Annotated in this window: 10 protein-coding genes; 4 read left to right on the forward strand and 6 right to left on the reverse strand. The window is 74.2% G+C overall.

Features of this window, described 5'->3' with window-relative positions; all coding sequences use genetic code 11:
• Positions 1-64: 64 nt before the first annotated feature.
• Positions 65-655, forward strand: coding sequence for a lytic polysaccharide monooxygenase auxiliary activity family 9 protein (locus FCI23_RS07920; protein ID WP_136722737.1), 591 nt, complete (start codon positions 65-67; stop codon positions 653-655).
• A 456-nt stretch (positions 656-1,111) separates the two neighbouring features.
• On the opposite strand, the gene FCI23_RS07925 is transcribed toward FCI23_RS07920, so the two are convergent.
• Genes FCI23_RS07925 through FCI23_RS07940 form a run of 4 tightly spaced genes read right to left on the reverse strand, consistent with a single transcriptional unit; the run spans position 1,112 to position 4,336 of the window.
• A complete protein-coding gene (locus FCI23_RS07925; RefSeq protein WP_136722738.1) occupies positions 1,112-1,900 on the reverse strand; it encodes a glycosyltransferase in 789 nt (262 codons plus the stop codon).
• On the reverse strand, positions 1,897-2,520 hold the full coding sequence (locus FCI23_RS07930; protein WP_169316715.1) for an SAM-dependent methyltransferase: 624 nt from the start codon (positions 2,518-2,520) through the stop codon (positions 1,897-1,899). The genes FCI23_RS07925 and FCI23_RS07930 overlap by 4 nt, the downstream gene beginning before the upstream one ends.
• On the reverse strand, positions 2,517-3,296 hold the full coding sequence (locus FCI23_RS07935) for a PIG-L deacetylase family protein (protein WP_246143482.1): 780 nt from the start codon (positions 3,294-3,296) through the stop codon (positions 2,517-2,519). The genes FCI23_RS07930 and FCI23_RS07935 overlap by 4 nt, the downstream gene beginning before the upstream one ends.
• A complete protein-coding gene (locus tag FCI23_RS07940; protein ID WP_136722739.1) occupies positions 3,293-4,336 on the reverse strand; it encodes an acyl-CoA dehydrogenase family protein in 1,044 nt (347 codons plus the stop codon). Before FCI23_RS07940 ends, FCI23_RS07935 begins: the two co-directional genes overlap by 4 nt.
• A 449-nt stretch (positions 4,337-4,785) precedes the next feature.
• On the opposite strand from FCI23_RS07940, the gene FCI23_RS07945 reads away from it, so the two are divergent.
• Positions 4,786-5,322: a cysteine hydrolase family protein gene (locus FCI23_RS07945; protein ID WP_136722740.1), complete on the forward strand. Its 537-nt coding sequence runs from the start codon at positions 4,786-4,788 to the stop codon at positions 5,320-5,322.
• A gap of 79 nt (positions 5,323-5,401) precedes the next feature.
• Here FCI23_RS07945 and FCI23_RS07950 read toward each other — a convergent pair whose 3' ends face one another.
• A complete protein-coding gene (locus FCI23_RS07950) occupies positions 5,402-5,785 on the reverse strand; it encodes a hypothetical protein (RefSeq protein ID WP_211265241.1) in 384 nt (127 codons plus the stop codon).
• A gap of 149 nt (positions 5,786-5,934) precedes the next feature.
• On the opposite strand from FCI23_RS07950, the gene FCI23_RS07955 reads away from it, so the two are divergent.
• Both FCI23_RS07955 and FCI23_RS07960 read left to right on the forward strand, forming a co-directional pair.
• Complete coding sequence (locus tag FCI23_RS07955) at positions 5,935-10,602, forward strand: cation-translocating P-type ATPase (RefSeq protein WP_136722741.1); 4,668 nt, start codon at positions 5,935-5,937, stop codon at positions 10,600-10,602.
• Between the two features lie 172 nt (positions 10,603-10,774).
• The gene (locus FCI23_RS07960; protein ID WP_136722742.1) at positions 10,775-10,966 is read left to right on the forward strand and encodes a hypothetical protein; all 192 of its coding nucleotides are present in this window, start codon (positions 10,775-10,777) and stop codon (positions 10,964-10,966) included.
• A gap of 14 nt (positions 10,967-10,980) precedes the next feature.
• On the opposite strand, the gene FCI23_RS07965 is transcribed toward FCI23_RS07960, so the two are convergent.
• Complete coding sequence (locus FCI23_RS07965; RefSeq protein ID WP_136722743.1) at positions 10,981-11,703, reverse strand: class I SAM-dependent methyltransferase; 723 nt, start codon at positions 11,701-11,703, stop codon at positions 10,981-10,983.
• Between the last annotated feature and the right edge of the window lie 28 nt (positions 11,704-11,731).

Below are 11,731 nucleotides of genomic sequence, written 5' to 3' on the forward strand. Positions count from 1 at the left end.
GAATGCGCTGAGCTCGCGTCCCCCGCACGCACCCGGAACTCCCCCACGTTCTCCAGGAGCCAGCATGCGCAAGAAGATCGGCTCGGCCGTGATCGGCCTGGGAGTCGCCCTCCTCTCCGTCATCGCCACCGGCAGCGCCCAGAGCCACGGCTACACCACTCTCCCCATGAGCCGCCAGGCCCTCTGTGCCAAGGGCACCGTCACCAACTGCGGCGACATCCAGTACGAACCACAGAGCGTCGAGGGCCCCAAGGGCTTCCCCGCGGCGGGACCCGCCGACGGCACGATCTGCGCCGGCGGCAACAGCCGGTTCGCCCAGCTCGACGACCCGCGCAGCGGCCAGTGGCCGGCCACCAAGGTCACCGGCGGCCAGAGCTACAGCTTCACCTGGACGTTCACCGCGTCCCACGCCACCACGGACTTCCGCTACTACCTCACCAACTCCAGCTACGACCCGACCAAGCCGCTCACCCGCGCGAACCTGAACACGACGCCCTTCCTGATCGTCCCCTACAACGGCACACGGCCGGGCACCACCGCCGTCCACCAGGGCACCATCCCCAGCGGCAAGACCGGCAAGCAACTCATCGTCGCCGTGTGGACCATCGCCGACACCAGCAACGCCTTCTACTCCTGCGCGGACGTGCAGTTCTAGTTACCTCCGCACCGGCAGTGTCAGTGTGGCGCCCCGCGCCGTCCGCCCCGTGCGGGCGGCGCGTCCGCACGGGGCGCGACGTCGGGTGCGTGCTGGACGCCGAAGGGCCGCGGGCGGCAGGCTGACCCTCCGGGACGGAGGGAGAGCGATGGTGGCGGCACACATATCCCTGTCCTCCGTCGGCTCTCTCGTCACCGGCTACGGCGTGACCGTGGCCGTGGCCTCCTTACCCATCGCCCACACCACCCGCCGGATCACCCGTCGGCATGTGCCCCCCGGCCTGCTGGCCGTGCTCGTCCTGGGAAGCTGGCTGTCGGTCTCGGCTCCTCCTATCCGGTGCTGCTCACGGCCCGGGTCGCGACCGCGGTGGCCCAGGCATTCTTCTGGGCCGTCATGGGGCCGGTGCAGCGCGTTGCGCGGGGACTGCCGGCGGCAGGGCCGGGAAGCGGCCGGGCCTCACCGCCCCCCGAGGGGCGGGACGGGCGGCGGATACGACGCGGCCGCCGGCCGCCGCCACCGCTCCCGGGCTTCCAGTGCCCGCAGGAAGTCGCCGAAGCCGCCCGGCGCGCGGGACGCGCGGCGGGCCGAGGTTCGGACGGGGTGGCTGTCGGTGCGGTGGACGCGACAGCCGGCCGACTCCAGGGCTGCCACCAGAGCGCGGTCCTCGCCCGTCGTCACCGGCGGGAATCCGCCGACGGCGGCGTACGCGTCCGCCCGGAGGGCGAGGTTGGCCCCGTGCACATGGGGGTGCGGCCCCGGCACCCCGCCGGACGGATCGCGGAGCGCGGCGTAGTACCGGCGGAAGCGCGCCGCCGTACCGGGCAGGTGCTCCGACCAGTCGTCGACCTCGACGGTGCCGACCACCGCGTGGATTCCCTGGGCGGCGCGGTCCAGTTGCCCGGCGAGCCAGCAGGCGGGCACCCGGGTGTCGGCGTCGGTGTGGGCCAGCCAGATCTCCTGCGGCCGCAGTTCCGAAGCCGGCCGGAGAAGCCGCGCCAGGGCCCGGGCCGACCCGAGGGCCCTGGCCGCGCCGGCGCTGCCGAGCGCCGCCTCCACCACCTCCGCGCCGTGCCGGCGCCCGATCTCGGCAGTGGCGTCCCGGCATGAGTCGGCGATCACGAACGTCCGGACCGTTGCGGCCCGCAGCGCCGGGTGGGCCGCCGCCCGGCGCACGGACCTCAGGCAGCCGTCGAGAAGCTCCTGCTCGTCATGCGCCGGTACGACGACCGCCACCGCGCGGATCACGCCAGTCCCTCGGCGGCCGCGACCGAGAAGGACCGCGCGTCGTCGTCCTGCCGGACGGGGCGCACCAGGACGTCGAGCAGGAAGTCCGGCTCCTCGTGGCCGGCGATCCGGAGCAGCCCCGGTGCCGCGCGCAGGGCCTCGTGCACGGCGTCGCCGCTCTGAGCGTGCTCGGCCACCGGGTGGCGCCAGTGGACGGCCAGCAGGGTCCCGCCGGGCTCCAGTGACTCGACCGCGCGGGCGAGCAGCGCCCGGGCGTCGGCGGGCCCGAAGTAGTAGAGCATCTCGGAGAGGACGATCAGGTCGAACCGCTCCGCGGGCCACTCGCCGGGCAGTACTCTCCGCTCCACGCGTACGTGCGGCCGGCCCGCCAGCCGGCGGCGGGCCGCTGTGACGGCCCGGCCGGAGCGGTCGCAGCTCAGCAGGCGTTCGCAGCGGTCCGCGAGGAGGGCGCTGAGGACGCCGACCGAGCAGGCCGGTTCGAAGGCGCGGCGGTAGGTGCGGCGGGGCAGCGAGGCCGCGGTGATCGCGTACTTGCGCTGCTCGTACCAACGGCTGCCCAGGCTCCAGGGGTCGTCGGCGTCCCGGTACATCTCGGCGAAGTACTCGGCGGGGGTGTTCACCGCAGCACCACCTCGTAGTCGCGCAGAAAATGGGCCACTTCTCCAGGAGGCAGCACCGCTGCGTCGGCCGGGGCGTCGCCGAGCGGGAGCAGCTGGCTGGCGAAGCAGTGCAGGGCAGCCCGTTTGCGGGCGGCGGCCCCGGGGTCCAGCGGGATCCGCGCGGCGCGCCGCCAGGGCACGCGGGGGTCGCCGGGGCGGGCCCAGTGCCAGGTCCACACCGGGTAGTGCAGGACCGGCACTCCGGTGGCGGCTCCGGCGGCCGAGGAGGCACGGCCGGCGGCCTCGTGGTCGGCGTGCGCGTCGCCGCTCCAGGGCGCGAAGCACACGTCGAAGCCCGCCATCAGCTCGGCGAGTCGCCGGGCGAGGCGGTGCTCGTGCCGGGCGACCGCGGTGTCCGGGATGCCGAGGGTGACGACGTCGGTGTCCACCGCGCCCAGCGCTGCGAGCGCGCACCTGGCCTCCGCCCTGCGGACGCGTGCGAGGTCCTGGGCGAGGGGGGCGGTGCTGCCCGGGTGGGACGCCTCGCCGTCGGTGACCGCCGCCAGCCGGAGGTGCGCGCCGGCAGCGGCGAGGCGGGCGATGGCGCCGCCGAGGCCGAGCGCCTCGTCGTCGGGGTGTGCGGCGACCAGCAGGACACGTCGCAGCCCGGACAGGCCGAGTTCGGGGAAGGCCGTGGGCTCCGGCCAGGCGGCCCACAGTTCCTCCGGGGTGCCGGGCGCCTGGATGGGGTCCTTGGGGCTGTCGGACGGACGGGGCGCCCCCACTGCGCTCGTCACCGGGCCTCCCCGGCGGATCGCCGCGTGTCCGCGACGGCCGCTCCGAGCGAGGCGAGGTCGCGCTCGCCGTGGTGCTGACGCAGATAGACCGTCAGGTCGGCAGCGTTACGGGCGTGCACGGCGTCGTGGCCGAGTGGTGCGGCGCCCAGCGCCCGTCCGACCCGCCGCAGCACGTTGTCCGCCGTGGCCTCGGTGAAGGCCCGCACCCGCATGGCACGCAGCCCGGCGCCCCGCTTGCGGTCGTCGGGGTCCGCGTCGGTCTCGGCCGCCGCCCGGTCGAGCAGCGCGTCGACCGCCTCCAGCCCGGCGTCGATGGCGCCGAGGTGGGCCAGCGAGTGCGGGTCGGGGTCCCGTCGCGCCGCCGCGTCCAGCAGAGTGGCGGCAACCGAACGGGCCCCGCCGTACCAGCAGGCGGCGACACCGATGCCGCCGTGGTGGAAGCCGGGCCGGTCGAGGTAGGCGCCCGGCGGCCCGACCGGCACCGCCGGGGCGCGGTCGAAGCGCAGGTCGAGGGTGTCGCTGGCCGCCATCCCCGCGGCCGGCCAGCTTCCCGGCACCGGAGTGATGTGTGCGCCGTCCACGGTGACGGCGAAGAGCCGGCGGGCCTCTCCCTCGCGGGCGGACACCAGAGCGTGGGTGCAGACTCGCGCCCCGGAGCAGTACGACTTGGGGCCGGACAGCCGCCAGAGCCCGTCGGGGGCGCGTTCGGCCCGGAGTACGGCGTCCGGCGGCTCGGCGGCCCACACGCCCCAGCGGGCACCCGGGGGCGCCTCGGGCAGGTCGGCAACGCCCAGGCCGCGCAGTTCGGCCAGGATCGCCAGCGCGTCGGTGTGGCCCTCGGCGAGCCGGGCCAGGGCGAGGTCGCGCTCGGCGATCGCCGTCAGCGCCGACCAGCGCCGGCGCGTGTCCCCGGACCCTGGAAGCGGCAGATCGAGCTCGCCGCCCTGCACCGAGCGGGCGAACTCCGCCGCCACGGCCCTCCGGTGCTCCTCGGCGTCGGCACCCGGCCAGCCGCCGCCCGTCCACGCTTCCGTTGTCATCCTCTGCCACCTCCTGACCTCCCCGAGGCCTCCTCGGCCGGACCACGGCCCTCGAACCGCGCGGCCGGCCCAACGGGCCGGCGCCGGTGAGCCGGCGGTTCACGGGCCAGCCCCGATGACTGACGCGCACGCCGATCTTCCTGTCTCGCACCGGTTACCCGGGCCCTTCCTGCTTACCCCTGCCGCGCCGTCGGCTGGCGGACAGCCGTGACGGGCGGGAGCATCTGGTGAGGGACTCCGGCCACGCGGGGGCTGCGGGGGGACGCCCGGTACCCCGTGTGCCTGCGCGAATCCCGGGCGCCATGCCCGTGATCGCGTCTCCCGTAGGACCAGACGCGAAGGTGCCCAGCAAAGCCAGGAGTGCCCGGAACCAGGAGCGCGCAGATCCGGTTCCGACCGTAATCCGCCGGCCCGGGGTAGTCCCGGGCCCCGCCTGCCGGAGTGTGCCCATGCACAACACCGCGCTGATCGTCATCGACATGATCAATACGTATGAGCACGAGGACGCCGACCTGCTGTTGCCGTCAGTACGGGAGGTGCTCCCGACGGTCCGCAGCCTGATCGACCGTGCCCGCGACGCGGGAGTCGACGTCATCTACGTCAACGACAACTTCGGCAGATGGCGCTCCCACCACGAGGAGATCCTCAATGCCGCCTTGCAGGGCCGGCATGGCGACCTCGTGGAGCCGGTCCGGCCCGACGACACGTCGCTGTTCGTTCTGAAGGTGCGGCACTCGATCTTCTACCAGACCCCGCTCGAATACCTGTTGCGCCAGCTGGGCGTCGGCCACGCCATCCTGTGCGGCCAGGTCACCGAACAATGCGTGCTTTACTCAGCGCTCGACGCCCATATACGCCATCTGCGGGTCACCGTGGCACAGGACGCCGTCGCCCATATCCATGCGGACCTCGCGGACGCCGCGCTGCGCATGATGGAGCGGAACATGCACGCGGAGGTGTGCGCCGCCGAGGAGGTCAAGCTGTAGCCGTGCGGCTGCGACCGTCAACTGCCCCGGCGGCGGTCCGCGGCCACCGCCCGTGGCGGCGAACTCCGGCCGCCCCGGATCAGTGGGAGCCGGTACGCCCACCGTTTCCTCCGGTGTGCTGAGCACCACCGCGTCGCAGTAGGGCGTACCCGATGCCGACGCCCAGCGCCACCGGCCACTCAAGGACGCCTGCTGCCCCCAGGGCGCCGAGGCCGAGATAGAGGGGAAGGCCGCCCTTGGCAGGCAGGACCTTGCGGGCGACGATGACCGGCGCCATCACTACGGATGCGGCTGTGCCGACCATCCGGTCGAGGGGGACGGTGACGGTGACGGTGTGCCCTTCCTCCACGGAGGCGTGCGCCGTCTCGGCCGTCCCGGCCTTCGAGGCAGCGGGCGACGACTTCTTCTGAGTCTCCGAACGGGTGCGCCGCCGGCTGGCGGTGGAAGTAGCGGGATCGGTCATAATTGCCGCCTCTCTGACATATGGCCTAATTTTTCGCTTTTTGGCCAGATATGGGTAATCTTATAGCCCCACACTTCCGGGCGCCGGGCCACCAACGCCGCAGACGCCCGGAGCCCGCAGCCCGAGACGCCCACGCCAGGAGAGCAGCGATGCAGGTGAGGATCCCCGAGCTGCCCGAACTCACCCGGTCCGTACCCGGTTTGGACACGGCTGTACGCGAGGTCATTGGCGGCACCCGGAGCGTGGCGCGCACCGGCCGCCGCTCGGCCGGGCTGGTGGGCCGGCTGCCCGCCCTGCTCGCCGAGGCGGTCGCGACCGTGGCGGACACCGGTGAGCACCGGACGCGCCGGCGGATGTGGGCGCGGAACGGCAAGGCGCACATCGAGGTGCGCGGGCTGACCGGGGGCGGGGACGCGTACCGCAAGCTGTGCTACACGCTCACCGCCGAACTGCGGCAACTGAGGGGCGTCGACTGGGCCGCGGTCAACGCGGTGACCGGGCAGGTGCTGATCGCCTTCGACGAGGATGACATCGGCGTGGACACGCTCCTGGAAGTGGTGGAGGCCGTCGAGGAAGCTCGCGGCACGGACACCGACGCGTTCCTGGGCAGCCGTCCGCATCACCCGTTCGAGACCGCCCCGGCCATGCTGGCCGGGGCATCACTCGTCGCGGACTGTCTGGGCATGGTGGTCGCTGCCACCGGCCGGCTCACGCCGCTGCCCCGGTTCCCGCGCTACATCCGCGTCCCGCTCGTGCTCGTGGACACACAGCCGCGGCTGCGCCGGGCGGTGGAGTCCTGGCTCGGCGAGACACACACCGACACGGTACTGGCAATGGCCAATGCCGTACTGCACGCCATGACCGCGGGCGTGGCACCACTCGGGGTGGACGCGGCGCAGCGGGTCCTCCAGCTGGCCGAGATCCGCAGTCGGCAGGAGGTCTGGAACCGCCGGGAAGCGGAACTCGTGCCGCCCGGCGGGGGGTTGCCCCAGCGGACCCACGAGCCCGAGCCGCGCCCGGAGCCGCTTCCGCCCGGGCCGGTGGAGCGCGGCAGTGAGCGCACCGCGCTGGCCGGAGCGGTGGCGGCAGCCGGGCTGCTGGCGATGACACGCGAGCCGTCCCGGGCGGCCGAGGTGGTCCTCGCCACCGCGCCGAAGGCGGCCAGGGTCGGTCGTGAAACGTTCGCCGCCCTGGTGGCACGCGATCTCGCCCGCCGGGGCGTCGTGCCCATGAACGGGACGGCCTACCGTCGGCTGGACAGGGTGTCGGCGGTCGTCATCGACTCGGTGGCACTGTGCACCTCGCGTCTGCGGCTGCTGTCCGCGGTGACGACCGGTGACCTGGACGAGCCGGAGCTGTGGGGCCTCGTGCATTCCCTGCTGGCCGGACGCCCGCTGTCGGACCTGGCCGGCGAGGGGCCCTGGAGCTACGGGGAATGGCGGCTGGAGCGCGCCCGGGACGCGAAGCCGGGGCGCCCTGACGGGGCGTCGGCCCTGGTGCTGGACCTGTTCGACGCCGACGGCCGCCGACAGGGCCGGGTACATGTGGGATGCGAGCTCGATCCGCTGGCCGACGCGCTGGTCGGGGCCGCCCGGGCCGGCGCCGATCTGCTCGTGCTGACCGAGCACGCCAGCACCGCCACGCTGCTCCCCTGGGCCGACGAGGTGCTTCCGCAGACGGCCGTGGCGGCACAGGAGGTGCGGCGCCTGCAGGCCGACGGGCACGGGGTGCTGCTGATCGCGTCCGGTGACGAGGACGCCCTGGCCGCCGCGGACGTCGGGATCGCCCTGCTGCAGCAGGCCGGGGGCGGTGTGCGGAACGTGAGCTGGTCGGCCGACCTGCTCTGCGGCCCGGGCCTGGCGGAGGCCTGGCGGGTACTGCGCGCTCTGGGCGAAGCACGCCGGACCAGCGCTCACTCCGCGCGGCTGGCCTCCGGCGGGGCGGTGCTGGGAGCGCTGCTGGCCGGTGTCGGCTCCCCCCGCCGCCCGCTCGGCGGCCGGACCACCTCACCGGTGTACGGCGCCGCCACCGCGGCGCTCCTGGTCGGCGCCGCCGCCGCCCGCCGGGTGGCGAGGGAACCGCTCCCGCCGCCCCGCCCGCACGGGGTGTGGCATTCCCTCGGAGCGAAGGAGGCCTACGTCGCGCTCATCGCCACCCCCCAGCGCGACCAGGACCGGCCGCGCCGGGAGCAACCCGCGCCACCCGGCGGGAGCAGGCTGCACAGGGCCGCCGGGGCAGCTCTGCGATCACCGGTGGCAGCCGTCGCCGTCCTTCCCGCCCGCCGCGCCGGGTCGCTGCTGGCCGCCGTACGCGAAGAACTCCGTGACCCGCTCACACCGGTACTGGCCCTGGGCGCCGCCGCCTCCGCGGTCGTGGGTTCCAACGTCGACGCCATCCTCGTCGCCGGGGTGATGGTCGGCAACGCCCTGATCAGCGCCGGCCAGCGGCTGCGCGCCGAGCGGGCGCTGCGCGGTCTGCTGCTCAGCGAGCGGGTGACAGCCCGCCGGGTCCACTGGACGCCGCAGCCCGAAGCGGAGGCGGCCGGGAGCGGTGAGCCCGGTAAGTCCGGTGAGTGGTTCTTCGCGGGGCTCGAAATCGCTGCCGTGGAGACCATCACCGCCGAGGAACTCCTCCCCGGGGACATGATCGCGCTCGGGCCGTCCGACGTCGTTCCCGCCGACGCCCGCCTGGTGACCGCCATCGATCTGGAGATCGACGAGGCCAGTCTCACCGGCGAATCCGTACCCGTCGCCAAACAGACCCGGCCCACCCCCGGAGCGGATCTGGCGGACCGGACCAGCATGGTCTACGAGGGATGCACCGTGCTGGCCGGCAGCGGCTTCGCCGTGGTCGTCGCCACCGGGGCGCAGACCCAGGCCGGCCTCGCGGCCGACGTGGCGAGCAGCGCCGGGACGCCGGCCGGCATCGAAGGTCACCTCGCCCAGCTGACCCGGATCGCGCTGCCCGCCACCGCGCTCGGCGGGACAGCCGTCACACTGCTGGCGCTGCTGCGCCGGGCCGCTCTGCGCGAAGCGCTGGCCTCGGGGGTGGCCATCGCGGTGGCCGCCGTACCCGAGGGCCTTCCGCTGGTCGCCACCGTCGCCCAGTCCGCCGCCGCCCGGCGCCTGTCGCGCCAGGGTGTCCTGGTGCGCTCCGCGCGCGTGCTGGAGGCACTGGGCCGGGTGGACGTCGTCTGCTTCGACAAGACCGGCACGCTCACCGAGGGACGGCTGTCCGTCGCCCGCACGGCGGGTTTCGACCGGGAGACCCCGCTGGACAGCGCGCTGGGCCGGCGGGTGCTGCGCACCGCCGCCAGGGCCTGTCCGCAGCAGGAAACCGGCGGCAGGGCACTCGCCCACGCCACCGACCGGGCGATCGTGGACGCCGCCGCCGCCCACGGCATCGACGACAGCGACTGGCACCTGGTCGACGAGCTGGCTTTCGAGACCAGCCGCGGCTATTCGGCCTCTCTCGGCATGGTGTCCGGCAAGCCTTTTCTGGCCGTCAAGGGCGCGCCCGAGACCGTACTCCGCCGGTGCGCCACAACCCTCGCCACCTCCAGCCGCCAGAGCGTCCTTCCCTTCACCCCCGCGCGGCGGCGCGCGGCGGGAGCCCTGTTGCACCGGCTGGCCTCCGACGGACTGCGAGTGCTGGCGGTCGCCGAGTCCCAGCCCGATTCGCTGGACGTGCCCGAGGACACCGGAGTGGCCGGCCTCGTCACCGACCTCACCCTGACCGGGTTCGTCGCCATCGCCGACACCGTACGGCCGGGCGCCGCCGAGGCCGTGCGGCGCCTGGCGGAAGCGGGGGTACGGGTCACGATGGTCACCGGCGACCACCCGACGACGGCAGCGGCCATCGCCCGCCAACTCGGCATCCCCGAGGGCCGCGTCCTCACCGGCGCCGAACTGGACGCGCTCACCGAACGTGAACGCGTGACCCGGACCGCCAAGTCCACCGTCTTCGCCCGCGTCTCCCCCGAACAGAAGATCCGCATCGTGCAGGCGCTGCAGCGGGCCGGCCACGTGGTGGCCATGGCCGGGGACGGCACCAACGACGCCGCGGCCATCCGGGTCGCCGACGTCGGTATCGGGGTGTCCGCACGGGGCTCGACCTCGGCCCGGACCGCCGCGGACCTGGTCCTCACCGACCCCGATCTGGCCCGCCTCATCGACGCCCTGCTGGAGGGACGCACCCTGTGGGACAACGTGCGGGACGCGGTGGCGATCCTGGTGGGCGGCAACGCCGGCGAGGTCGCCTTCACCGTGCTCGGAACCGCTCTCACCGGCCGCACCCCGCTGAGCACCCGCCAGCTGCTGCTCGTCAACATGCTCACCGACATGCTGCCGGCGCTCGCCGTCGCCCTCGCCCCCGCCAAGCCTTCCGGCACCGGTGGCGACCGGCTGACCAAGGGGCCGGTGACCTCCCTGCTGGGACCCGGTCTGACCCGCATCCTGGCCGTCCGCGGCACTGCCACCGCCCTCGGTGCCATGGCGGCCTTCCAGCTCGGCAGGATGACCGGCCGCTCCCGCCGGGCGAGCACCATGGGGCTCGCCGCGCTCGTGGGCACGCAGCTGGGGCAGACCCTCATCACCGACTGGCACAGCCCCGCCGTACTCGCCACCAGCGCCGTCTCCACGCTCATGCTCGCCGCCATCATCGAGACCCCGGTGGTCAGCCACTTCTTCGGCTGTACCCCGCTGGGACCCGTCGCGGGGGGCATCGTCCTCATCTGCGCCGCCACCGCCACCGCGGGTGCCGCCCTCGCACCCCGCCTGTTTCTGCGCGGTCCCGGCCCCGACCCCGCGCGGAGCTGAGCCGAGAAGTCGCTGTTCGTGCGCTGTTCACGTGGATTGCACCAGGCATACCTCGACCAGGTCGCCCGGCGGTCTTCTACTGAAAAAGGGGGTTTCACCCGTCGTGCGGCTTCCGTACGATGACCGGTGCCACGCCCTGGCCAACGCCACCTCTTCTCCGCGGAGCTCTCGGATGTCCCTCGCCATCACCTTCGTCCTGCCGCGTGTTTCCCTGCCCGGCGGGGCCCGGCCACTCTTGCGGAATCTGATGCCGGTCGCCGTCCCGCTCCTCCTCGGGGCCGCCGAAGCGATGGGTACCGGTCTCCTCGGCCGCGTCATCCTCAGCACCGCCCTCACCTCCGCCGAGGAGGCCCTGCGCTCCTGAGCGCGCCGGATGCCTCAGGCGGGGCGCCCCGCCACCAGCCAGTTGGCCGGCACCTCGATCCGTGTCCCGTCCGGCCGGTGCTCCGTGGTCGTCAGCGGCAGTTCCCCGTGGGCCAGCACCTCAAGACCGGCCGCCCGGAAGAACCCCGGCACCGCCTCGTCAAGCACCTCGCCCGGCGCGATGCCGTGTTCGAAGACCGCCGCCAGCTTGGCCGGCGGGCCCTGCGGGCGCTGGGCCAGGCCCAGCAGGACCCCCTTCGCGGTGCCGGCGAGTTCGAGCGCGAAGACCCGGCCGCGCTCTCCGGCCAGCTCGGCGATGCCCTCGGCCAGCGCCGCCCGGTCCTCGAGCTCGCACTGGTGCAGGACCCCGCGCAGGTAGACGTTGGCGTCACCGAGCTCCGCGTGCAGCCGCCGCACGGAGGTGAGGTCGGCGCCGTCCAGCAGCTGGTACTCGGCGGTGCCGTGCGGGTCCTGGCGCCGGGCGTGCTCGACAGCCGCCGCGGACAGGTCCAGGCCGACCGCCCGGTCGTAGCGCCCGGCGAGGTAGCGGGTCTGCCGGCCGTTGCCGCAGCCCATGTCGGCAAGCGGCAGCGCGGCGTGGAAGTAGGGCTCGAAGAGGGGCAGGTGCAGCGCCGCGCTGACCTCCGGCTCGGCATCCCAGAAGACGCTGCCCTCCCCGTCCGGCGCGTCGCGCCAGAAGCTCTCCCACGCCTGCGAATACCCGCTGGACACGTTCATGTGCTCTCCCCAGGATCGGACACGGCGT

The organism is Actinacidiphila oryziradicis (genome assembly GCF_005047355.1).
GTDB lineage: Bacteria > Actinomycetota > Actinomycetes > Streptomycetales > Streptomycetaceae > Actinacidiphila > Actinacidiphila oryziradicis.

Excerpts from the sequence above, each read along its gene's own strand:
- FCI23_RS07960 (WP_136722742.1), top strand. The coding sequence starts at position 10,775 with ATGTCCCTCGCCATCACCTTCGTCCTGCCGCGTGTTTCCCTGCCCGGC.
- FCI23_RS07965 (WP_136722743.1), bottom strand. The coding sequence starts at position 11,703 with ATGAACGTGTCCAGCGGGTATTCGCAGGCGTGGGAGAGCTTCTGGCGC.
- FCI23_RS07955 (WP_136722741.1), top strand. The coding sequence starts at position 5,935 with ATGCAGGTGAGGATCCCCGAGCTGCCCGAACTCACCCGGTCCGTACCC.
- FCI23_RS07945 (WP_136722740.1), top strand. The coding sequence starts at position 4,786 with ATGCACAACACCGCGCTGATCGTCATCGACATGATCAATACGTATGAG.
- FCI23_RS07940 (WP_136722739.1), bottom strand. The coding sequence starts at position 4,336 with ATGACAACGGAAGCGTGGACGGGCGGCGGCTGGCCGGGTGCCGACGCC.
- FCI23_RS07950 (WP_211265241.1), bottom strand. The coding sequence starts at position 5,785 with ATGACCGATCCCGCTACTTCCACCGCCAGCCGGCGGCGCACCCGTTCG.
- FCI23_RS07920 (WP_136722737.1), top strand. The coding sequence starts at position 65 with ATGCGCAAGAAGATCGGCTCGGCCGTGATCGGCCTGGGAGTCGCCCTC.